This window comes from Vogesella oryzae, assembly GCF_902829295.1.
GTDB classification, from domain to species: Bacteria; Pseudomonadota; Gammaproteobacteria; order Burkholderiales; family Chromobacteriaceae; genus Vogesella; species Vogesella oryzae.
Genome location: NZ_CADEPL010000052.1, coordinates 52278 through 75612, shown reverse-complemented (window position 1 = coordinate 75612; position 23335 = coordinate 52278). Strand labels below are relative to the sequence as shown.

Below are 23335 nucleotides of genomic sequence, written 5' to 3'. Positions count from 1 at the left end.
TCGCAGCGCCAGTCAGTGCGGCCAACCACCGCCTGTGATGCGTTAAAACCAGCCCTTACTGCCCTGCCACAAGCAATCTGCAGTCGACCGGAAACCACAGCCACAAATGCAAAAAAGCCCGGCCATGTCAGGCCGGGCTTTTCTTCGACATCCGGATTTGCCGCTGCTTGCCGAAACGCGTCAGCAACGCCGCAAAGCCATCGTCAGACGACTCAGTCGTGATGTTCGTGGCGCATCTGCGGGAACAGGATGACATCACGGATAGATGGCGCATTGGTCAGCAGCATCACCAGGCGGTCGATACCGATACCGCAACCACCGGTCGGCGGCAGGCCATATTCCATCGCGCGGATGTAGTCGGCATCGTAGTGCATCGCCTCGTCGTCACCGGCATCTTTCTGCTCGACCTGCGACATGAAGCGTGCGGCCTGGTCTTCCGGATCGTTCAACTCGGAATAACCGTTGGCATGCTCGCGGCCAACGATGAACAGCTCGAAGCGCTCGGTGATGCCCGGCTGGGTATCCGAACCGCGAGCCAGCGGCGACACTTCCACCGGGTAGTCGATGATGAAGGTCGGGTTCCACAGCAGCGCTTCGGCACATTCTTCGAACAGCGCCAGTTGCAGACTGCCCAGACCCGGTGCCGGCGGCAGCTTGCCACCCAGGCGCTTGATCTCGGCGGCCACCCATTCGGCGTCGAACAGTTGCTCGTCGGTGTACTGCGGGTTGTAGTGCTTGATGGCGCCAACGATGGTAAAGCGGTCGAAGCGCTTGCCCAGATCCACGTCTTTACCGTTGTAGCTCACCAGGGTGTGGCCGGTGGCGGCAAGGGCACAGCTGCGAATGATCTGTTCGGTCAGGTCCATCATGCGCTGGTAGTCGCTGTAGGCCTCGTAGAACTCGATCATGGTGAACTCGGGGTTGTGGCGGGTGCTCATCCCCTCGTTACGGAAGTTGCGGTTGATCTCGAACACGCGCTCCAGACCACCGACCACCAGACGCTTCAGATACAGCTCCGGCGCCACGCGCAGGTACAGCGGCATGTCCAGCGCATTGTGGTGGGTCACAAACGGCTTGGCCGTGGCCCCGCCCGGGATCGGGTGCATCATCGGGGTTTCCACTTCCAGGTAACCCTCGCCCACCATCACCTCGCGCAGCGCCTGCACGATCTTGGAGCGCTTGATGAAGGTGTTGCGGCTTTCCTCGCTCATGATCAGGTCAACATAACGCTGACGGTACTTCTGCTCCTGATCGGTCATGCCGTGGAACTTGTCCGGCAGCGGACGCAGGCTCTTGGACAGCAGGCGCAGCTCGGTGACATTCACCGACAGCTCGCCCTTGTTGGTCTTGAACAGGATGCCCTTGGCAGCCACGATGTCGCCCATGTCCCAGTGCTTGAACGCGCTGTGTACTTCCGGGCCGACGCCCTGGTCGTTGATGTACAGCTGGATCTGGCCGGACATGTCCTGGATGGTGGCAAAGCTGGCCTTGCCCATCACGCGCTTGAGCATCATGCGGCCGGCAACCGACACATGTACGTTCAGCGGCTCCAGCTCGTCCTTGCTCTTGTCGTTGTAATCGGTGTGCAGCTCGCCGGCCAGGTGCTCGCGCTTGAAATCATTGGGAAAGGCCACACCGGCTTCGCGCAGAGCTTTCAGCTTCTCGCGACGCTCGGCCATGATGTGGTTCTCATCATGCTGTACCAGGCTGGATTCTTGTTCCGACATGGAAATCTCCGTCAAATGTAAAAGGTTGGCCGCAACACTGCGGCCAACCCTGGTTATGCGTTACACGCCCTGCTTCAGGCTGGCTTCGATGAAGCCGTCCAGGTCGCCGTCCATCACGCCCTTGATGTTGCCCACTTCGTAGCTGGTACGCAGATCCTTGATGCGCGACTGGTCGAACACGTAGGAGCGGATCTGGTGACCCCAACCCACGTCGGTCTTGCTGTCTTCCAGCGCCTGCTTGGCTTCGTTGCGCTTTTTCAGTTCCAGCTCGTACAGCTTGGCACGCAGCATCTGCCAGGCCTCGTCGCGGTTGCGGTGTTGCGAGCGGTCGTTCTGGCACTGCACCACGATACCGGTCGGAATGTGGGTCAGACGCACTGCAGAGTCGGTCTTGTTGATGTGCTGGCCACCGGCACCGGAGGCGCGGTAGGTATCGGTACGCACATCGGCCGGATTGATGTCGATCTCGAAACTGTCGTCCACTTCCGGATACACGAACACGGAGCAGAACGAGGTATGGCGACGCGCGTTGGAGTCGAACGGCGATACGCGCACCAGGCGATGCACGCCGACTTCGGTACGCAGCAGGCCGTAGGCGTATTCGCCCTCGATCTTGATGGTGGCGCTGGTAATGCCGGCTACGTCGCCTTCGGATTCTTCCAGGATGTCAACCTTGAAGCCCTTGCGCTCGGCGTAACGCACATACATGCGCAGCAGCATGCCGGCCCAGTCTTGCGCCTCGGTACCGCCTGCACCAGCCTGGATGTCCACGAAGCAGTTGTTCGGGTCCATCGGGTCGTGGAACATGCGGCGGAATTCCAGTCGGGCCAGCTTGGCCTCGACCTCGTCGAGGTCGGCCTTCACTGCGAGGATGGTATCGTCGTCATCCTCGGCCTTGCCCATTTCAAACAGTTCGGCACAATCTGCCAGCGTGGCGGCGATACCTTCGATCACCAGCACCACGTCTTCCAGCTGCTTGCGCTCGCGGCCCAGATCCTGGGCTTTTTTCGGATCGTTCCAGACATCCGGATCTTCAGTCAGGCGGGAAACTTCTTCCAGACGGTCTTTTTTGCCGTCGAAGTCAAAGATACCCCCGGATAGCGGTGTTGCGTGTGCTCAGATCGTCGATCTGGGCCTGAATCTGATTGAGTACTTCTGCTTCAATCATGGTGTGAAACCTCCACAATAAAGAACATTTCCAGACTGCAATTACAGTATTTCAGTAAAGACAAAAAGCGCACCTCGCGGTGCGCTTTTGCCGAAGCACTCAGACATTAACCCAGCAGGTGGGTAACGCCGGCGCGTTCTTCTTCCAGTTCAGCCAGGGTGAAGTTGATACGTTCACGGCTGAATTCGTCGATTTCCAGACCTTGTACGATCTTGTACTCGCCATTCTCGCAGGTTACCGGGAAGCCGAACATCACATCCTTCGGAATGCCGTAGGAACCGTCGGACGGAATACCCATGGTCACCCACTTGCCGTTGGTGCCCAGCGCCCAGTCGCGCATGTGATCGATAGCGGCATTGGCAGCAGAAGCAGCGGACGACAGGCCGCGGGCGGCGATAATCGCGGCACCACGCTTGCCTACGGTCGGCAGGAACACATCGCGGTTCCAGGCTTCGTCATTGATCATCGCCTTAACGGACTGACCGTCGATGGTAGCGAAGCGGTAGTCGGCGTACATGGTCGGGGAGTGGTTGCCCCAAACAGTCAAGTGCTCGATGTCGGCCACAGCCTTGCCGGTTTTGGAGGCAATCTGGCTGGCTGCACGGTTGTGGTCCAGACGCAGCATGGCGGTGAAGTTCTTGGCCGGCAGGTCCGGTGCGGACTTCATGGCGATGTAGGCGTTGGTGTTGGCCGGGTTGCCGACAACCAGCACCTTCACGTCGCGCGAAGCCACTGCGTTCAGTGCCTTGCCCTGACCGATGAAGATGGCACCGTTGATGGACAGCAGCTCGGAACGCTCCATGCCCGGGCCGCGCGGACGGGAACCTACCAGCAGTGCGTAATCGGTGTCCTTGAAGGCGGTCATCGGATCGCTATGCGCTTCGATACCGGCCAGCAGCGGGAATGCGCAGTCTTCCAGTTCCATGATCACGCCCTTGAGCGCGTTCTGTGCCTTCTCGTCAGGGATTTCCAACAGTTGCAGAATCACCGGCTGGTCCTTGCCCAGCATTTCACCGGAGGCGATACGGAACAGCAGGGCATAACCAATCTGACCGGCTGCGCCAGTAACAGCAACGCGTACGGGGGCTTTCATCTAGGTACTCTCCTTTAGACGTGGCGATGGATGCGAGCACATGCTTTTCTCTGGTGCATGCTGCTATGCAATACGGACCGAGTGTAGCACGCGACACCCGATTTGTGACCACCACCTTACCCCTTATCCGGCGAGCTTGGCAACAGGCATCTTGTGTCTTATATAAGACATGTCTTTACGCTTGATTTATTTGATGATAAAAAGCAGCAATGAATGCAAAGTCACTCCTTCGCCTCCCGCTGTACGAACAGATAAAGCTGCAGATTTTGCAGCGCATAGCAGCTGGGGAATGGGGTAGCAACGAGTTGTTACCAAGCGAGTGGGATCTGGCCGAGCAGTTTGCAGTCAGTCAGGGCACGGTCCGCAAAGCGCTAACAGATCTGGTTACCGATGGCGTGCTGTTTCGCCAGCAAGGACGCGGCACTTTTGTTGCCGAGGCACTAGACGACTGGGCGGGCATGAGCATGGTTTCCCCCGGTCTGCTGAACGAAAAACCTGATCGGCTGGCGCGTGAGTTCCTAGGCATCAGCCGCGCGCACGCGAGCGAGGAGTTGGCCGCAGCACTGGGTTTGCGTCGCGGTGCTGGCGTACACCGCATCCGCATGCTGTGGCGACTGCGCGGCCAACCTGTAGCCCTGGACGAGGTAACGCTGCCGCAGGATCGCTTTGACACGATGGAGGCACGCTGGCTACGACAGAGTGCGGGCGTGTGGGCCGCGCTACAGCAGCACTTTGGCGTACGACTGAAAGTCGCCGCCGAGCAATGGCGGGCAGTCGCCCTGCCAAGAGAGGAAGCCCAGCTGCTTCAGGCCCGCGAAGGCGATGCCGCCCTGTTCTACCTGCGCATTGCGCAAGACATGCAGGGCCAGGCTGTGGAGTGGCGGGAGCGCTGGTGCCTGACAGGCTCGTTTGGCCTGACCAGGCAGCAGACAGATTAAGCAGTTTTATGTGTCGCAAAGATGTAAACAGGCGACCGGTTTATGTCAGGCGTCGGCATGCCGGCGCTAATTTGCTAGAATTTACGGGCATGTTGCACCTGCAGCATCGGTTCGACATGTTTTTAATCGGGTGGGGGCTGCAGCAAAACCCCTGTTCAGAGGACTTCGCGGTCATACAGCGAAGCCCGATATAACCACTTGGTACATGCACATCCAAGGAAGCTCTATGCAGAAGCAACGACCAAAGCACCTCGATCTGGGGAAGATCAGACTGCCTGTTCCGGGCATCGTCTCGATCCTGCACCGGATCAGCGGCGTGGCACTCTTCTTCGCCCTGCCGTTATTGATTTACCTCCTCTCTGGCTCCCTCAGCTCCGCTGAAACTTTCGATAGCTACCGCGCCGTAGTTGCCCACCCGCTGATGAAGCTGATCCTGATCGGTTTCCTGTGGGCCTTCCTGCACCATGCCTGTGCCGGCGTACGTTTCCTGTTTCTTGACATTCACAAGGGCCTCGAGCTGCAAACCGCTCGCGCGACCGCCAAGATTGTTCTGGCTGTCAGCCTGTCCCTGACCGTGATCCTGGGGGCGATCCTATGGTAAACCGCAACGTCGTTGGCGCTCATTACGGCCTGAAAGACTGGATCGTCCAGCGTATTACTGCCGTCATCATGCTGACCTACACCGTGATGCTGGTGCTGTTCCTGCTGGCCATGCCGGCCGGCTACGAAGGCTGGAAAACCCTGTTCAGCCTGACCTGGGTAAAAGTTCTGACCCAGACCACGCTGCTGGCGCTGTTCCTGCACGCCTGGGTGGGTATCCGTGATTTGTGGATGGACTACATCAAGCCGGTTGGTCTGCGTCTTGCGCTGCATACCTTTACCGCTGTATGGCTGGTGTCCTGTTTCATTTATTCGCTTAAGGTTGTCTGGGGGCTGTAATGACCGTACCCGTTCGTCATTTTGATGCAGTTATCGTCGGTGCCGGTGGCGCCGGCATGCGCGCTGCCTTGCAACTGTCCGAGGCCGGTCTGAAGACCGCGGTACTGTCCAAGGTTTTCCCGACCCGTTCGCATACCGTTGCTGCACAAGGTGGTGTCTCCGCCTCGCTGGGCAACTCCGAGCCGGATCACTGGCACTGGCACATGTACGACACCGTAAAGGGTTCGGACTGGCTGGGCGACCAGGATGCTATCGAATTCATGTGCCGCGAAGCGCCGAAAGTCGTCGTCGAGCTGGAACACTTCGGCATGCCGTTCGACCGTAACGAAGACGGCACCATTTACCAGCGCCCGTTCGGCGGCCACATGTCCAATTTCGGCGAGAAGCCGGTACGCCGCGCCTGTGCCGCTGCCGACCGTACCGGTCACGCGATGCTGCATGCGCTGTACCAGCGTAACGTGCGCGCCAACACCCACTTCTTCGTAGAGTGGATGGCGCTGGATCTGGTGCGTGATGCTGACGGCAATGTCCAGGGCGTCGTTGCCATGGAAATGGAAACCTCCGAAATCGTGGTATTCCAGGCCAAGGCCACCCTGTTCGCGACCGGCGGTGCCGGCCGTATCTTCGCTTCCTCCACCAATGCCTTCATCAACACCGGTGATGGTCTGGGTATGGCTGCCCGTGCCGGCATCCCGCTGGAAGACATGGAATTCTGGCAGTTCCACCCGACCGGCGTCGCCGGTGCCGGTGTACTGATTACCGAAGGTGTTCGCGGTGAAGGCGGCATTCTGCGCAATAGCGCGGGCGAGCGTTTCATGGAGCGCTATGCCCCGAACGCCAAAGACCTGGCATCGCGTGATGTGGTATCCCGCGCCATGGTGACCGAGATCAACGAAGGCCGTGGCTGCGGTCCGAACAAGGATCACGTGCTGCTGGACATCACCCACCTGGACCCGGAAGTCATCAAGTCCAAGCTGCCGGGCATCCGCGAAATTTCCATCAAGTTTGCCGGTGTCGATCCGATCGTAGCCCCGATCCCTGTCGTGCCGACCTGCCACTACCAGATGGGCGGCATCCCGACCAACTATCGCGGCGAAGTCGTGATTGATGGCAAGCCGGTTCACGGTTTCTACGCCGCTGGCGAAGTGGCATGTGCTTCGGTACACGGCGCCAACCGTCTGGGCACCAACTCGCTGCTTGACCTGCTGGTATTTGGCAAGAGCTCGGCCAACTCGATGATCGACTTCATCAAGGCACAGCCTGCCGAACTGCCGGAACTGGCGACGACTGACGTTGACCGTGCCGTTGCGCGTGTCGCCCGTCTGGACAACCAGACTGGCGGCGTGGAAGTCAACGATGCCCGTAACGCCATGCAGCGCACCATGCAGAACCACTGCGGCGTATTCCGCTTCAAGGACATGCTGGCCGAAGGCGCAGCCAAGATCCTGGAAGTGGAAGAAATGGTCAAAAAGACCCAGATCCACGACAAGTCCAAGGTCTTCAACACCGCGCGTATCGAAGCGCTGGAGCTGGAGAACCTGATTGAAGTGGCCAAAGCGACCATGATTTCCGCCAATGCCCGTACCGAGTCCCGTGGTGCCCACGTGCGTGATGACGCACCGGATACTGCCGAGACCCCGAACGGCCGCGATGACACGAACTGGCTGAAGCACACCCTGTGGCACCGTGACGGTAACCGCCTGGAGTACAAGCCGGTGAACATGACTCCGCTGACCGTCGAGACCATCGCGCTCAAGACTCGCTCGTACTAAGGGACGCCGACAGATGACAACGCAAACCGTGCAATTCCGCGTTTATCGCTACAACCCGGATCAGGATGCCAAGCCGTACATGCAGGACATCAGCGTCGAGATCGACTCGACCGATCGCAAGCTGCTGGACGCACTGGTCAAGCTGAAGATCAAGGATGACTCCGTGTCCTTCCGTCGCTCCTGCCGTGAAGGTGTATGTGGCTCTGACGCCATGAACATCAACGGCAAGAACGGCCTGGCCTGTCTCACCGACATCAGTGACCTGAAACAGCCGATCGAGCTGCGCCCGCTGCCGGGTCTGCCGGTCATCCGCGACCTGATCGTGGACATGACCCAGTTCTTCAAGCAGTACCACTCGATCAAGCCGTACGTGATCAACGACACGCCGCCGCCGGAAAAAGAGCGCCTGCAATCGCCAGAGGACCGTCTGGAACTGGACGGCCTGTACGAGTGCATTCTCTGCGCCAGCTGCTCGACTTCCTGCCCGTCGTTCTGGTGGAACCCGGACAAATTCGTTGGCCCGGCCGGCCTGCTGGCTGCCTACCGCTTTATCGCCGATACCCGCGATACCGCCACCAACGAGCGTCTGGACAACCTGGAAGACCCGTACCGCCTGTTCCGTTGCCACACCATCATGAACTGCGTGGACGTGTGTCCTAAGGGCCTGAACCCGACCAAGGCCATTGGCAAGATCAAAGACCTGATGGTCAAGCGTGCCGTATGACCGAAATCGATCCGATTGAAATCAAGCGGATCCGCTGGCGCTCGCGCCGGGGTTTGCTGGAGTTGGACCTGGTACTGGAGCGTTTTCTGGCCAACGGTTTCAACCAGCTGACCCAGGCCGAGCTGTTGGCGTACAGGCGTTGTCTGGAGCTTCCGGACAACGATTTCCTGGACTACGTCAACGGCAAAGCGGAGATCGAAGACCCCGAACTGACTCACATCATCGGGATCTTGCGCCGCGCGTAAGCGCAGTGCAAAGCAGCAACCATAAATTACAACGACCACAAATTTAGACTGGGAGTATTGCTGTGGAAAACAATCGCAAAGTAACGCTCACCTACAACGACGGAAAAGACTCGCTGGAGATGCCGGTTCTGCCGGGTACTCTGGGTCCGGACGTGGTAGATATCCGTGCCTTCTCCAAGACCGGCATGTTCACTTTCGACCCGGGTTTCCTGGCCACCGCCAGCTGCGAATCGCAGATCACCTTCATCGATGGTGACCTGGGCCAGCTGTACTACCGCGGCTACCCTATCGAGCAACTGGCCGAAAACAGCGACTACCTCGAAGTGTGCTATCTGCTGCTGAACGGCGAACTGCCGAATGCAGAACAGCGCAAGGAATTCGAGCGCGGCATCATGCGCCACAACATGCTGCATGACCAGATCATCAGCTTCTACAAAGGCTTCCGCCGCGACGCACACCCGATGGCCGTGATGGTGGGTGTGGTTGGCGCGCTGTCCGCCTTCTACCACGACTCGCTGGACATCAATAACGCGGAACACCGCAAGATTTCGGCACACCGCCTGATCGCCAAGCTGCCGAACATCGCCGCCCAGGCGTATCGCTACAACAAGGGCCTGCCGTTCTCCTACCCGAAAAACGGCCTGACCTATGCCGAGAACTTCCTGCACATGATGTTCTCCACCCCGTGCGAAGAGTACAAGGTGAATCCGGTTACCGCGCGCGCGCTGGACCGCATCTTCACCCTGCACGCTGACCACGAGCAGAACGCTTCCACCTCTACCGTGCGTCTGGCCGGCTCCTCCGGTGCCAACCCGTTCGCGTGTATCGCCGCCGGTATCGCCTGCCTGTGGGGCCCGTCCCACGGCGGCGCCAACGAAGCCGTGCTGAAGATGCTGGACGAAATCGGTTCCGTGGATAACGTGGCCGAATTCATGCAGGGCGTGAAGGACAAGCGCTACAAGCTGATGGGCTTTGGTCACCGCGTGTACAAGAACATGGACCCGCGCGCCGCCATCATGAAGCAGACTTGTGACGAAGTGCTGACCGAGCTGGGTCTGCAGGACGATCCGAAGTTCAAGCTAGCCATGGCACTGGAAAAGATTGCGCTGGAAGACCCGTACTTCATCGAGCGCAAGCTGTACCCGAACGTGGACTTCTACTCCGGCATCGTGCTGTCCGCCATCGGCATCCCGGTATCCATGTTCACCCCGATCTTCGCCCTGGCACGTACCGTGGGCTGGATCTCGCACTGGACCGAAATGATCGCCGACCCGGGCATGAAGATCGGTCGTCCGCGCCAGCTGTACACCGGCTCGCCGCGTCGCGACTTCGTACCGGTAGCAAAGCGCTAATCGCGCACTGAAGGTTGGCCGCCATGCGGCCAACCTTTTTCAACGCCCCTTGCAGGAGAAAGAAAAGGCAGAAAGAACAGCAAGAGCGTTCCGTCAAAGGGAGAAGCAGCGATGAACACCTCGCCGGCTACTCACTTTGTCAAAACGGTTTTTGCAAAGCTGCAACGCAGACAAAAGGGTCGAACAATGATGCAATCCATGTACAGTCATTCCCACCTGTTTGGTGGGAATGCACCGTTCATCGAGGAGCTGTACGAACAGTACCTCGCTGATCCGAACGTGGTTCCGGCGGAATGGCGGGATTACTTCGACAAGCTGGCAATGGCACCGGGCGCCGCCGAGCGCGACGTGGCGCACCAGCCGATTCAGGAATCCTTCATCCAGCTGGCGAAAAAGCCGATTTCCGGCCAGCGCAGCAGCGATGTTGCCAACTGGGAATCGATGCAGAAGCAGGTTGGCGTACTGAAGCTGATCTCTGCCTGGCGCGTGCTGGGCTCCCGCCAGGCCAACCTCGACCCGCTCAAGCGCATGGATCAGGCCACGGTTCGCGAACTGGACCCGGCCTCTCACGGCCTGACCGATGCCGACATGGCGGTACAGTTCAATGTCGGCTCGCTGATCGCGCCGCAAAAGCTGCCGCTGTCCGACATCATTGCCCGTCTGAAGCAGACCTACGGTGGCAATGTCGGTGTGGAATACATGCACATCACCAACTCCGCCGAAAAGCACTGGATCCAGCAGCGTTTCGAAGGTGATCTGTCCACCCCGCGTTACAGCGCCGACAAGAAAAAACGCATCCTCAAGCAGATTACCGCTGCCGAGACCCTGGAACGCTACCTGCATACCCGCTACGTCGGCCAGAAGCGCTTCTCGCTGGAAGGTGGCGAAGCCGCCATCGCCGCGCTGGATCACCTGATCCAGACCGGTACCAGCCATGGTATCGAGGAGCTGATCATCGGCATGGCCCACCGCGGCCGTCTGAACGTGCTGGTGAACACCCTGGGCAAACTGCCGCGTGACCTGTTCGCCGAATTCGAAGGCAAGGCCTCGCAGGATCTGGCTTCCGGCGACGTGAAGTACCACATGGGCTTCTCCTCCGACATCCCGACCGCCAATGGTCCGATGCACGTGTCGCTGGCGTTCAACCCGTCGCACCTGGAAATCGTCAACCCGGTAGTGGAAGGTTCCGTGCGCGCCCGTCAGGAACGCCGCAAGGATGCCGAACGCAAGACCGTGGTGCCGCTGCTGATTCACGGTGACTCCGCCTTTGCCGGTCTGGGCGTCAACCAGGGTACCTTCAACCTGTCGCAGACCCGCGGCTACGGTACCGGCGGTACCCTGCACCTGGTGATCAACAACCAGGAGGGCTTCACCACCTCCGACACCCGCGACATGCGTTCCACGCTGTACTGTACCGACGTGGCCAAGATGGTCGAAGCACCGATCTTCCACGTCAACGGCGACGATCCGGAAGCCGTGTGCTACGTGATGCAGGCTGCGCTCGACTACCGCATGACCTTCAACAAGGACGTGGTAATCGATCTGGTGTGCTACCGCAAGCTGGGCCACAACGAGGGCGATGACCCGTTCCTGACCCAGCCGATGATGTACAAGAAGATCGCCAAGCATGCCGGTCCGCGTGCGCTGTACGCCCAGCGTCTGGTCGCCGAAGGCGTGCTGAAGGCCGAAGAAGCCGAAGACCTGATCCGTGCCTACCGCGATGCACTGGACAAAGGTGAACACGTCGAGCAGACCGTACTGTCCAACTACCGCCGCGAACACGCGCTGGACTGGAGCCAGTACCAGGGCACCCACTGGGCGCACCCGACCGACACCTCGCTGTCGCAAGCCGACATCGTGCGTCTGGCCGAGAAGTTCACCAGCGTACCGGCCGAGTTCAAACTGCACCCGACCGTGAAAAAAGTGCAGGAAGCCCGCATGGCCATGGCCCGTGGCGAGCAGCCGCTGGACTGGGGTATGGCGGAAATCACTGCTTACGCCAGCCTGGTTACCAACGGCTATGGCGTGCGCATCTCCGGTGAAGACTCCGGCCGCGGCACCTTCTCCCACCGCCACTCCGTGGTTCACGACCAGAACCGCGAGCGTTGGGACCAGGGTTCCTATGTGCCACTGCGCAATATGAGCGACAACCAGGGCGAGTTCCTGGTGATCGACTCGATCCTGAACGAAGAAGCCGTTCTGGCCTACGAGTACGGTTACGCCTGCTCCGCGCCGGACCAGCTGGTAATCTGGGAAGCCCAGTTCGGCGACTTCGCCAACGGTGCCCAGGTCGCCATCGACCAGTTCATTTCCTCCGGCGAAACCAAGTGGGGCCGTCTGTGCGGCCTGACCACCATCCTGCCGCACGGCTACGATGGTCAGGGCCCGGAGCACTCCTCCGCCCGTCTGGAACGCTGGCTGCAACTGTGTGCCGAGCACAATATGCAGATCGTGATGCCGTCCGAAGCCAGCCAGATGTTCCACGTGCTGCGCCGCCAGGTACTGCGTCCGTACCGCAAGCCGCTGGTGATCTTCCTGTCCAAGCGCCTGCTGCGCTACAAGGACTCCATGAGCCCGATCACCGACCTGACCGCCGGCAGCTTCCGCCCGGTCATCGGCGACGCTTCCATCCAGGACGCCAAGAAAGTGAAGCGCGTACTGCTGTGTGCCGGCCAGGTGTACTACGACCTGGTAAACGGTCGCAAGGAACGCGAGCTGGAAGAAGAAGTGGCCATCGTGCGCATCGAGCAGCTGTATCCGTTCCCGACCGAGCAGCTGCAGGCCGAACTGGCCCAGTTTGCCCACGCCAAGGAACTGGTATGGGTGCAGGAAGAGCCGCGTAACCAGGGTGCCTGGTACCAGATCCGCCACCGTCTGGAAAGCCTGCTCACCGGCAAACAGACGCTGGAATTTGCCGGCCGTCCGTCTTCCGCCTCCCCGGCCGTAGGCTATATGAGCAAGCACGTTGCCCAGCTCAAAGCCTTCGTCGAAGAAGCCCTGTCGTTCAACAAATAACACCTGCACATAAGAACGGGGCGGCAAGGCGCCGCCCCCCAACGGAGAAGAACAATGGCCATCATTGAAGTCAAAGTCCCCCAGCTGCCGGAATCCGTGTCCGAAGCTACCCTGATGACCTGGCACAAGCAGGTCGGCCAGGCGGTAGCCCGTGACGAAAACCTGATCGATCTGGAAACCGACAAGGTGGTACTGGAGCTGCCGGCACCGCAAGCAGGCGTACTGGTAAAGATCGTTGAGCAGGACGGTGCTACCGTTACCTCCGGCCAGCTGATCGCCCACATCGATACCGAAGCCACTGCTGGCGCGACCGCTCCGGCCGCAGCCGCCGCACCGGCCGCCGCCCCTGCCGCGGCGCCGGTTCAAGCCGCTACCGGTGGCGCCGCCATGCCGTCCGCCGCCAAGCTGGCTGCCGAAACCGGCGTGAACCTGGCTGACGTAGCCGGTTCCGGCCGTGACGGCCGTATCCTGAAAGAAGACGTTGCTGCCGCCAAGCCGGCCGCACCGGCGCAATCCGGCCCGGTGATCGCCGCGGCTGCGGCCAACGTGGGCAAGGCGCTGGCCTCCACCCCGGCCATCAATACTTCCGTCCTGTCCGGCCGTCCGGAACAGCGCGTACCGATGTCCCGCCTGCGCCAGCGCGTGGCCGAGCGTCTGGTGATGTCGCAACAGACCAACGCCATCCTCACCACCTTCAATGAAATCAACATGAAGCCGGTGATGGACCTGCGTGCCAAGTACAAGGACAAGTTCGAGAAAGAGCACGGCGTGAAGCTGGGCTTCATGGGCTTCTTCGTGAAGGCCGTGGTTGCCGCACTGAAGAAATACCCGGTAGTGAACGCCTCGGTTGATGGCAACGACATCATCTACCACGGCTACTTCGACATCGGCGTAGCCGTTGGCAGCCCGCGCGGCCTGGTGGTACCGGTGATCCGCAATGCCGACCAGCTGTCGCTGGCCGAGATCGAGAAGCAGATCGCCGACTTCGGTAAGCGCGCCCAGGAAGGCAAGCTGACCGTGGAAGAACTGACCGGCGGTACCTACACCATCTCCAACGGCGGCACCTTCGGTTCCATGATGTCCACCCCGATCATCAACCCACCGCAATCCGCGATCCTGGGCATGCACGCCACCAAGGAACGCGCCGTGGTTGAAAACGGCCAGGTGGTAGTCCGTCCGATGATGTACCTGGCCCAGTCCTACGACCACCGCATCATCGACGGTCGCGAAGCGGTACTGAGCCTGGTGGCAATCAAGGATGCCATCGAAGATCCGGCCCGCCTGATCCTGGACCTGTAAGCGCAGCCGCGGGCCGGGCGCATGCCCTGCCCGTCCTGACTCCACAGCGTGCGGCCAACCCACAAGGTTGGCCGCAACGTGCAAAGGAAAGATTCAATGAGCCAACAATTCGACGTAGTAGTGATCGGCGGCGGTCCCGGCGGTTACGTGGCTGCCATCCGTGCAGCACAGCTGGGCTTCAACACCGCCTGCGTGGACGCCTTCAAGAACCCGGAAGGCAAAGCATCCCTCGGCGGCACCTGCCTGAACGTGGGTTGCATCCCGTCCAAGGCACTGCTGCAGTCCTCGGAAAACTTCCACGCCATCCAGCATGACTTCGCCAAGCACGGCATCTCGGTTGACGGTGCCAAGATGGACGTGGCCACCATGCTGGAACGCAAGAACGGCATCATCACCAAGAACGCCGGCGGTATTGCCTTCCTGTTCAAGAAGAACAAGGTAGCCAACATCCACGGTCTGGGCACGCTGAAAACCCGTCAGGGCGAGAAGTGGGTCATCGAAGTGACCGACAACGGCGCCGTGGTGGATACCCTGGAAGCCAGCCACGTGATCATCGCCACCGGCTCCAACCCGCGCCAGCTGCCGGGCCTGCCGACCGACAACCAGATCGTGCTGGACAACGCCGGCGCGCTGGCGCTGACCGACGTACCGGCGCGCCTGGGCGTGATCGGCGCCGGCGTGATCGGCCTGGAAATGGGTTCGGTATGGAAGCGCCTGGGCGCCGACGTGACCATCCTGGAAGCAATGCCGACCTTCCTGGCCGCTGCTGACCAGCAGATCGCCAAGGAAGCGTTCAAGACGCTGACCAAGGACACCGGCCTCGACATCAAGCTGGGCGTGAAGATCGGTGAAATCAGCAAGGGCGCCAACAGCGTCACCGTGAACTACGAGCTGAACGGCGAAGCCGTGAAGGCCGAGTTCGACAAGCTGATCGTGGCCATCGGCCGCGTACCGAACACCGCCGGCCTGGGTGCCGACAACGTGAACCTGCAGCTGGACGAGCGTGGTTTCGTGGTGGTGGACGACCACTGCCACACCAACCTGCCGAACGTATGGGCGATTGGTGATGTCGTGCGCGGCCCGATGCTGGCGCACAAGGCGTCTGAAGAAGGCGTGGCGGTTGCCGAACGCATCGCCGGCCAGAAGCCGCATGTGGACTTCGGCGTGATTCCGTGGGTGATCTACACCTCGCCGGAAATCGCCTGGGTCGGCAAGACCGAAGAACAGCTCAAGGCCGAAGGCATCGAGTACAAGAAAGGCACTTCGGGCTTTGCGGCCAACGGTCGCGCGCTGGGTCTGGGCCATGCCCAGGGTACCGTCAAGCTGCTGGCTTGCGCCAAGACCGACCGCATCCTCGGCCTGCACATGATCGGCCCGATGGTGTCCGAGCTGGTGACCGAAGGTGTGGTATCCATGGAGTTCAAGGCCGCCAGCGAAGATCTGGCACGCATTGTCCATGCCCACCCGTCGCTGTCCGAAGTGGTACACGAAGCTGCGCTGGCCGCCGACAAGCGCGCACTGCACGGCTAAAGCGATCCGGGCCGTGTACAATGTCGCGGCCCACGTAAACGGTGCGGCAACCGCTTGCGGTTGCCGCCTGCGAAAAAAAGACTGCGCGAGCAGTCAAGGAATAGAGACGTAGGCCAGACAGGCCCCGCCATCATTTCCACCCGAAAGGAAAATCAATGAACCTGCACGAATACCAAGCGAAAGAGCTGCTGGCCAAATACGGCCTGCCGGTGCAACAGGGCATTCTGGCCAACTCGCCGGAAGAAGCTGCTGCTGCTTACGACAAGCTGGGCGGCAAATTTGCCGTTGTGAAGGCCCAGGTCCACGCCGGTGGCCGTGGTAAGGCCGGTGGTGTAAAAGTGGTGAAGAGCCGCGAAGAAGCCGCTGAAGTTGCCAAGACCCTGATCGGCACCAATCTGGTGACTTATCAGACCGACGCCGCCGGCCAGCCGGTAAACAGCGTGCTGGTATGCGAAGACATGTACCCGGTACAGCGCGAACTGTACCTGGGCGCCGTGGTAGACCGTGGCACCCAGCGCGTGGTGTTCATGGCCTCCACCGAAGGCGGTGTCGAGATCGAGAAGGTTGCCGAAGAGACCCCGGAAAAGATCATCAAGGTCGAGATCAATCCGCTGGTTGGTCCGCAGCCGTTTCAGGGCCGTGACCTGGCATTCGCGCTGGGTCTGGAAGGCGCACAGGTTGCCGCCTTCACCAAACTGTTCCTGGGCGCCGCCAAGGCCTTCATCGACAACGACTTCGCCCTGTTCGAAGTAAACCCGCTGGCGCTGCGCGAAAACGGCGAACTGGCCTGCGTGGACGGCAAGATCAACCTGGACTCCAACGCCCTGTACCGTCATCCGGAACTGCTGGCCCAGCGCGACAAGTCGCAGGAGAACGAGCGTGAAGTGAAAGCCTCCGAGTTCGACCTGAACTACGTGGCACTGGAAGGCAACATCGGCTGCATGGTGAACGGCGCCGGTCTGGCCATGGCCACCATGGACATCATCAAGCTGAAGGGTGGCCAGCCGGCCAACTTCCTGGACGTGGGCGGTGGCGCCACCAAAGAGCGCGTGATCGAAGCGTTCAAGCTGATCCTGGCCGATACCTCGGTTCAGGGCGTGCTGATCAACATCTTCGGCGGTATCGTACGTTGCGACATGATCGCCGAAGCGATCATTGCCGCGGTGAAAGAAGTGAATGTGACCGTGCCGGTCGTTGTGCGCCTGGAAGGCAACAACGCCGAGCTGGGCGCCAAGATCCTGGACGACTCCGGTCTGAAACTGACCTCCGCCCAGGGCCTGAACGACGCAGCCGAGAAGATCGTTGCTGCTGTTGCCGCCCTCTAATCACCTGCACCGCATAAGGATCTCAAAATGAGCGTATTGGTAAACAAAGACACCAAAGTGCTGGTGCAAGGCTTCACCGGCAAGAACGGTACTTTCCACGCCGAACAGGCGTTGAAGTGCGGCACCAAGGTTGTGGGTGGCGTGACTCCGGGTAAAGGCGGTGCCGAGCACCTGGGCCTGCCGGTGTTCAACACCATGAAGGACGCCGTTCGTGAAACCCAGGCTGATGCCTCCGTTATCTACGTACCGGCAGCTTTCGCCAAGGACTCCATCCTGGAAGCTATCGACAGCGGCGTGAAGCTGATCGTGTGCATCACCGAAGGCGTACCGACCCTGGACATGCTGTACGTGAAGAAAGCCGTGGACGAAGCCGGCATCCGCCTGATCGGCCCGAACTGCCCGGGTATCATCACCCCGGGTGAGTGCAAGATCGGCATCATGCCGTGGCACATCCACAACCCGGGCCGTATCGGTATCGTGTCCCGCTCCGGCACCCTGACCTACGAAGCCGTGGCTCAAACCACCGCTCTGGGCCTGGGTCAGTCCACTTGTATCGGTATCGGTGGCGACCCGATCCCGGGTACCTCCCACATCGATTCCCTGAAGCTGTTCCAGGACGATCCGGATACCGACGCCATCATCATGATCGGTGAAATCGGTGGTACCGCCGAAGAAGAAGCGGCCGAGTTCGCCAAGCAGTATGTGACCAAGCCGGTAGTAGGCTACATCGCCGGTGTTACCGCTCCGAAAGGCAAGCGCATGGGTCACGCTGGCGCCATCATCTCCGGCGGCAAAGGTACTGCCGAAGAGAAGTTCAAGGCCTTCGAGCGTGCAGGCATCGCCTACACCCGCAGCCCGGCAGAAATCGGCAAGACCATGTTCGAACTGCTGAAATCCAAAGGCATGATCTAATCCGGTCGTAACGGATTGATTAAAACCCGCCAGCGCAAGTTGGCGGGTTTTTTCTTGCCTGCATTCCGGAAGTGCCACGCATGGCCGGCATTGCCCGCGCTTACTTGCAGTCAGCATCGGCCACACAAATCGGTCTGCAGCAAATAAAAACCCGCCATCGCGGCGGGTTTCCTTGCATGCGGCCAACGTTGGCCGCAAGCTGCGCTGATCAGCCTGCTGGCAACAGCGTAGCGTTGCGCAGCAGGGGCTCCACCTGCTCTGCCGCCATCGGCTTGGCCAGCAGGTAACCCTGCACCTGATCGCAGCCATGCTGCTCCAGGAACTGCCATTGCTCGATGGTCTCCACCCCTTCGGCGACAACCTGCATGTTCAGGTTTCTCGCCATATTGATGATGGCGCGGGTAATGGCGGTATCGTCCTGGTCTTCCGGAATATCGCGCACGAAAGAGCGGTCGATCTTCAGTTTGTCGGCCTTGAAGCGCTTCAGGTAGGCCAGACTGGAATAACCGGTACCGAAGTCGTCGATTGACAGGCGGATCCCCATCTCCTGGATGGCGCGGATGGATTGAACGGTGGATTCCATATCATCCATGATCACGCTCTCGGTTACTTCCACATCCAGGCAGCTACCCGGCAGATCATAAGCAGCCAGCGCATTGCCCAGCACCTGGGTCAGATCCTGATGGCGGAATTGCAGTGCCGACAGGTTGACGCCGATGGTGATCAGCGGCAGGCCAGCGGCATGCCAGGCCGCAATCTGGCGGCAGGCCTCGCGAATCACCCAGTTGCCGATCTGCACGATAAAGCCGCGTTCTTCGGCCACATCGATGAAGTGCAACGGCCCCAGCAAGCCCAGCGACGGATGATTCCAGCGGATCAGCGCCTCGGCCCCGACAATGCGGCCACTCTTGATCTCGACCTGCGGCTGGTAATGCAGCACGAACTCGCCACGCTCCACTGCGTAGCGCAACTGGCTTTCGATCGCCAGAATCTCGCGGGCACGGGCATTGAGGTCTGCGGTGTAGAACTTGTAGTTGTTACGGCCGCTGGACTTGGCGTGATACATCGCCGCATCGGCATTGCGCACCAGGGTATCGAAATCGCGACCGTCATCCGGGAACACGCTGATACCGATACTGCCGGTCACCATCAGCGAGTGGTTATACACCTCCAGCGGTGTGGAGAACTCGGCAAGGATACGCTCGGCAGCATGCGCGGCAGCGGCGGCATCACTGACCAGCGGCAGCAGGATAATGAATTCGTCGCCGCCCTGGCGCGCCACCACTTCACCACTACCCAGCACCGTGCGGATGCGCTCAGAAGCCATCTTCAGCAGAATATCGCCGGCTGCATGGCCCAGTGATTCGTTAATGGTCTTGAAGCGATCCAGATCCAGCAGCAGGATGGCGAGCTTGCCATTGTCGTGGGTGGCGTTCTGGATCGCCAGCAAGGCGCGATCCTGCAGATGGCTGCGGTTAGGCAGCCCGGTGAGCACGTCGAAATGGGCCAGGAACTGAATGCGCTCATCGGCGGCCTTGCGTTCGGACTGGTCGCTGAAGATCGCTACGTAATGGGTCACGTCGCCGGACGGGCTCTTCACCGCGTTGATCGCCAGCCACTCCGGATAAACCTCGCCGTTCTTGCGACGATTCCAGACCTCCCCCTGCCAGGAGCCATGTTCGTTCAGCACCTGCCACAGATTGTCGTAGAACTCTTTGTTGTGACGGCCGGAACTCAACACCATCGGTCGCTGGCCGAGCACTTCTTCCTGGGCAAAACCGGTAATCTCGCTAAAGGCGCGGTTCACGCTGCGAATGCGCACATCGCCGTCGGTAATCATGATGCCTTCGGCGGTGTTCTCGAACACCTTGGCCGCCAGCTGCATGCGCTCCTCGGCGGCACGGCGCTCGGAAATGTCGCGCACCATGCGCCACACGGCGGTAATACGGCCGCTGGCATCACGCATCGCCACCGTCTTCACGCTGACCGGGATCGGGTTACCGATACGGTTGATGTACTGCACCTCGAACTCATCGCAGAAACCGAAGCGCATTACCTTGTTGTCAAGGTTATAGCGCTCCTGGGTTTCACTGTCGCGATCCAGCAAGCCCCAGAAGTTCTGCAACTTGAGCTGGTCGAGACTGAATCCCAGCAGGCTCAGGAAGGCCGGGTTGGCATCGATGATCTGCCCTTCCAGCGAGCTGATTACAATGCCATCCAGATTGGACCAGAACAGCTCGCGGTACTTGTTCTCGGAGCGGCGCAGCGCATCCTCTACTTCGCGACGACGCTCGATGTCCGCCTCCAGTGCCAGGGTCTTGGCCTTCAATTCGTCGATCAGCCGCTTGAGTTCGGAACGTGTCCATTCCAGATGCTTGCCGACGGTGCCGATCTCGTCATGCCGCCCCCAATGGAACGGTTCGTCCAGTTTGAGTGCGGCCAACTTGGTAGCCTGCTGCGACAATTGCGCAATCGGCCGCAAAAACCGCGAATGCAGGATGGTCATGACCAGCACCACCGACAGCAATAGCTGCGCGACCACGATCAGCAGGAGATTCTTCAGCTGATTGCGCTGGTAAATGGCCAGATGCTCGGTGTCGAATTCGATGCTGACCTGGCCAATCTCTTCGCCGCGGTAAACCACCGGCTTCTGTACAAAGGCGACGCTGCCGATACGGCGCTCGCTGCGCAGGGTGGACAGGAATACGGTATTGGACTGGGTATCGGACACGCGAATCGAGATCACCCGCGGGTCATCCATCACCGACGACACCAGCGGTGCGCCGGCCTGCCGGCTAAGGTTCCACAGCGGCTCCTGCATGCCCAGCGCCACGATATCCAAGAGACGCTTCTGGTCAACCGCCAGCTGGTTCTCGGCCTGCTCGCGCTGCAGGTTGAAGCTCAGGACACTGATGAACACCGCCGGAATAAGCAGCCCGAGAACCAGCGCCATCAGGAACACCTGGCGCAAGGACAGGCGTGAACCAATGGTGTAGCTATCGAAATTGTCAGGCTTCTGGGTCATGGACTCGTTTTCCCCAAAGGCTAGTCGCCATGGATATTCAATTTATTGAAACAGATTATACGGAACTGCCTGTCTGTGCGCGGGATTTCTCTTTTTGCATAGTATAAGGCAGGTTGCCGAAGGGGGAAGCCAGCGCCTACAATCGCCCGCATACTTTTATAGGCAACATTTCATGCAAAATACCGCTTTTGATCAGTTGATTTGCGCCCGCTGGATTATTCCCGTAGAGCAAGATGGCCAGGTGCTGGAAAACCACGCAGTCGGCGTGCGCAATGGCCGCATTGTGGCAATCCTGCGACCGGACGAGATCGCGGCAGCCACTGCCGCCGAGCACATCAACCTGCCGCAGCATGTGCTGATGCCAGGCCTGATCAATCTGCACGGTCACTCCGCCATGACCCTGCTGCGCGGCATGGCTGACGACAAGGCGCTGATGGACTGGCTGCAGAACCATATCTGGCCGGCCGAAGGCAAACATGTCAGCGATGCCTTCGTGTTTGATGGCGCGTTGCTGGCAATGGGCGAGATGTTCCGCAGCGGTACCACCACCATCAACGACATGTACTTCTTCCATGCCGCGATGGCACGCGCCGGCCTCGCCGCCGGGATGCGTACCTTCGTCGGCTGCTCGATCCTGGAATTCCCCACCGTCTACGGCCAGAACGCCGATGACTACATTAGCAAGGGCATGGCCGAGCGCCAGCAATTCCTTGGCGAAGAACTGATCACCTTCACCCTGGCGCCACACGCACCGTACACCGTGGCCGATGACACCTTCCGCAAGGTCATTACCCTGGCCGAGCAGGAAGACATGCTGATTCACTGCCATATCCACGAAACGCAGGACGAAGTGAATGGCAGCATCGAGCAATACAAACAGCGCCCGCTGGCACGACTGGCCAACCTGGGTCTGCTGTCGCCGCGGCTGATCGCCGCCCACATGGTGCACCTCACCGATGAGGAAATCGCGCTGGTCGCCAAGCATGGCGTGTCCATCGCCCACAATCCGACCTCCAACATGAAACTGGCTTCCGGCATTGCCCCGGTGCAGAAGCTGTTGGCCGCCGGCGTCAACGTGGGTATCGGCACCGATGGTGCCGCTTCCAACAACAAGCTGGACATGCTGAGCGAGACCCGCATGGGCGCGCTGCTGGCCAAGGTCGGCACCCTGGATCCGACTGCCGTACCGGCTGCCACCGCTATCCGCATGTCTACGCTGCACGGCGCCCAGGCACTCGGCATCGCCGACAAGGTCGGCAGCGTCAGCGTGGGCAAACAGGCCGACCTGATCGCCGTCGACCTGTCGGCGGTGGAAACCAGTCCGCAATTCGACCCGATCTCGCACATTGTGTATGCCGCCGGCCGCGAACAGGTCAGCCATGTGTGGGTGAATGGTCGCCAGGTTCTGCGCGAGCGCCGCCTGACCACCCTGGACGAAGCCGAACTGAAAGCCAAGGCCGAAGACTGGCGCGTACGCATTCTGGCCAAATAAGCAGGACACAAGATGAGCAATGTAGACGAGCAGGAACTGGATAAATTCAGCCAGATTGCCCACAAGTGGTGGGACAAGGACAGCGAGTTCAAACCGCTGCACGAGATCAACCCGCTACGACTGGGTTTTATCGATGACTTTGCCGCCATCAGCGGCAAGACGGTACTGGACGTGGGCTGCGGCGGCGGCATTCTGGCCGAGAGCATGGCGGCCAAGGGCGCCACCGTTACCGGCATCGACCTGGCCAAGAAGTCGCTGAAAGTCGCCCAACTGCACAGCCTGGAATCCGGCGTCAGCGTCAGCTACCGCTGCATTCCGGTGGAAGAGTTGGCCGCAGAGGTGCCCGCCAGCTTCGACGTGGTGACCTGCATGGAGATGCTGGAACACGTACCGGACCCGCTGAGCGTGGTGCGTGCCTGCGCCGAGCTGGTGAAGCCGGGCGGCTGGGTGTTCTTCTCCACCCTCAACCGTAACGCCAAGGCCTATCTGCTGGCAGTGGTCGGTGCCGAATATGTACTGAACATGCTGCCGCGCGGTACCCATGAGTACAAACGCTTCCTCAAGCCATCGGAGCTGGCGCGCATGGCCCGTGGCGCCGGGCTGGAACTGGTTCAGGTCAAGGGTATGGGTTACAACCCGCTGACGCATATCTATAGTCTGAACGACGACACCGACGTCAACTACCTACTGGCCATGCGCCGTCCGGGCTGATTGCATCGGCGTCACCACCTTGCGGCCAACCTGACACCTGCAGGTTGGCCGCAGCATTTGAACCTGTT

The 23335-nt window shown here is 60.3% G+C and carries 18 protein-coding genes; 14 read left to right on the top strand and 4 right to left on the bottom strand.

Annotated features, from left to right (window positions below):
* Nucleotides 1–212 precede the first annotated feature (212 nt).
* The 3 genes from lysS to HU218_RS13885 form a co-directional block, all read right to left on the bottom strand.
* Nucleotides 213–1727: a lysine--tRNA ligase gene (gene lysS, locus HU218_RS13895; protein ID WP_174875530.1), complete on the bottom strand. Its 1515-nt coding sequence runs from the start codon at nucleotides 1725–1727 to the stop codon at nucleotides 213–215.
* 60 nt (nucleotides 1728–1787) lie between these two features.
* Nucleotides 1788–2892 (bottom strand): peptide chain release factor 2 gene (gene prfB, locus HU218_RS13890; protein WP_174875564.1). Its coding sequence is split into 2 segments (ribosomal slippage): nucleotides 1788–2810 and nucleotides 2812–2892, totalling 1104 coding nucleotides; the frame shifts between segments, so codons are not numbered across the junction.
* Between the two features lie 109 nt (nucleotides 2893–3001).
* Entirely contained in the window at nucleotides 3002–3988 is a 987-nt protein-coding gene (locus tag HU218_RS13885) for a malate dehydrogenase (RefSeq protein WP_174875529.1), read from the bottom strand.
* 209 nt (nucleotides 3989–4197) lie between these two features.
* Here HU218_RS13885 and HU218_RS13880 point away from each other — a divergent pair, with 209 nt between their 5' ends.
* The 12 genes from HU218_RS13880 (at nucleotide 4198) to sucD (ending at nucleotide 18039) form a co-directional block, all read left to right on the top strand.
* On the top strand, nucleotides 4198–4926 hold the full coding sequence (locus HU218_RS13880; RefSeq protein WP_174875528.1) for a GntR family transcriptional regulator: 729 nt from the start codon (nucleotides 4198–4200) through the stop codon (nucleotides 4924–4926).
* Between the two features lie 226 nt (nucleotides 4927–5152).
* Nucleotides 5153–5527 (top strand): succinate dehydrogenase, cytochrome b556 subunit, encoded by a 375-nt coding sequence (gene sdhC, locus HU218_RS13875; protein WP_174875527.1) that lies wholly within the window; start codon nucleotides 5153–5155, stop codon nucleotides 5525–5527.
* Nucleotides 5521–5865 carry a succinate dehydrogenase, hydrophobic membrane anchor protein gene (sdhD, locus tag HU218_RS13870; RefSeq protein WP_174875526.1) on the top strand — a complete coding sequence of 115 codons (345 nt, stop codon included), beginning with the start codon at nucleotides 5521–5523 and terminating at the stop codon, nucleotides 5863–5865. The genes sdhC and sdhD overlap by 7 nt, the downstream gene beginning before the upstream one ends.
* Entirely contained in the window at nucleotides 5865–7637 is a 1773-nt protein-coding gene (gene sdhA, locus HU218_RS13865) for a succinate dehydrogenase flavoprotein subunit (RefSeq protein WP_174875525.1), read from the top strand. Before sdhD ends, sdhA begins: the two co-directional genes overlap by 1 nt.
* Before the next feature lie 13 nt (nucleotides 7638–7650).
* Nucleotides 7651–8361, top strand: a complete 711-nt coding sequence (locus tag HU218_RS13860) for a succinate dehydrogenase iron-sulfur subunit (RefSeq protein ID WP_174875524.1) — start codon at nucleotides 7651–7653, stop codon at nucleotides 8359–8361.
* Nucleotides 8358–8606: an FAD assembly factor SdhE gene (locus HU218_RS13855; protein ID WP_174875523.1), complete on the top strand. Its 249-nt coding sequence runs from the start codon at nucleotides 8358–8360 to the stop codon at nucleotides 8604–8606. The genes HU218_RS13860 and HU218_RS13855 overlap by 4 nt, the downstream gene beginning before the upstream one ends.
* Nucleotides 8607–8668: 62 nt before the next feature.
* The gene (gene gltA / locus HU218_RS13850) at nucleotides 8669–9958 is read left to right on the top strand and encodes a citrate synthase (RefSeq protein ID WP_174875522.1); all 1290 of its coding nucleotides are present in this window, start codon (nucleotides 8669–8671) and stop codon (nucleotides 9956–9958) included.
* 186 nt (nucleotides 9959–10144) lie between these two features.
* Nucleotides 10145–12973 (top strand): 2-oxoglutarate dehydrogenase E1 component, encoded by a 2829-nt coding sequence (locus HU218_RS13845; protein ID WP_174875521.1) that lies wholly within the window; start codon nucleotides 10145–10147, stop codon nucleotides 12971–12973.
* A gap of 54 nt (nucleotides 12974–13027) precedes the next feature.
* A complete protein-coding gene (gene odhB, locus HU218_RS13840) occupies nucleotides 13028–14272 on the top strand; it encodes a 2-oxoglutarate dehydrogenase complex dihydrolipoyllysine-residue succinyltransferase (RefSeq protein ID WP_174875520.1) in 1245 nt (414 codons plus the stop codon).
* Between the two features lie 96 nt (nucleotides 14273–14368).
* Nucleotides 14369–15802, top strand: coding sequence for a dihydrolipoyl dehydrogenase (gene lpdA, locus HU218_RS13835; RefSeq protein WP_174875519.1), 1434 nt, complete (start codon nucleotides 14369–14371; stop codon nucleotides 15800–15802).
* A 155-nt stretch (nucleotides 15803–15957) separates the two neighbouring features.
* Nucleotides 15958–17127 (top strand): ADP-forming succinate--CoA ligase subunit beta, encoded by a 1170-nt coding sequence (gene sucC / locus HU218_RS13830; protein ID WP_174875518.1) that lies wholly within the window; start codon nucleotides 15958–15960, stop codon nucleotides 17125–17127.
* 27 nt (nucleotides 17128–17154) lie between these two features.
* The gene (gene sucD, locus HU218_RS13825; protein WP_174875517.1) at nucleotides 17155–18039 is read left to right on the top strand and encodes a succinate--CoA ligase subunit alpha; all 885 of its coding nucleotides are present in this window, start codon (nucleotides 17155–17157) and stop codon (nucleotides 18037–18039) included.
* A 208-nt stretch (nucleotides 18040–18247) separates the two neighbouring features.
* Here the strand turns inward: sucD and HU218_RS13820 are convergent, their stop codons facing one another.
* Nucleotides 18248–21064: an EAL domain-containing protein gene (locus HU218_RS13820; RefSeq protein WP_174875516.1), complete on the bottom strand. Its 2817-nt coding sequence runs from the start codon at nucleotides 21062–21064 to the stop codon at nucleotides 18248–18250.
* Between the two features lie 172 nt (nucleotides 21065–21236).
* On the opposite strand from HU218_RS13820, the gene HU218_RS13815 reads away from it, so the two are divergent.
* Together HU218_RS13815 and ubiG are read left to right on the top strand one after the other, a co-directional pair.
* Nucleotides 21237–22556, top strand: a complete 1320-nt coding sequence (locus HU218_RS13815; RefSeq protein WP_174875515.1) for a TRZ/ATZ family hydrolase — start codon at nucleotides 21237–21239, stop codon at nucleotides 22554–22556.
* Nucleotides 22557–22568: 12 nt separating this feature from the next.
* The gene (gene ubiG / locus HU218_RS13810) at nucleotides 22569–23267 is read left to right on the top strand and encodes a bifunctional 2-polyprenyl-6-hydroxyphenol methylase/3-demethylubiquinol 3-O-methyltransferase UbiG (RefSeq protein WP_174875514.1); all 699 of its coding nucleotides are present in this window, start codon (nucleotides 22569–22571) and stop codon (nucleotides 23265–23267) included.
* Nucleotides 23268–23335: the final 68 nt, after the last annotated feature.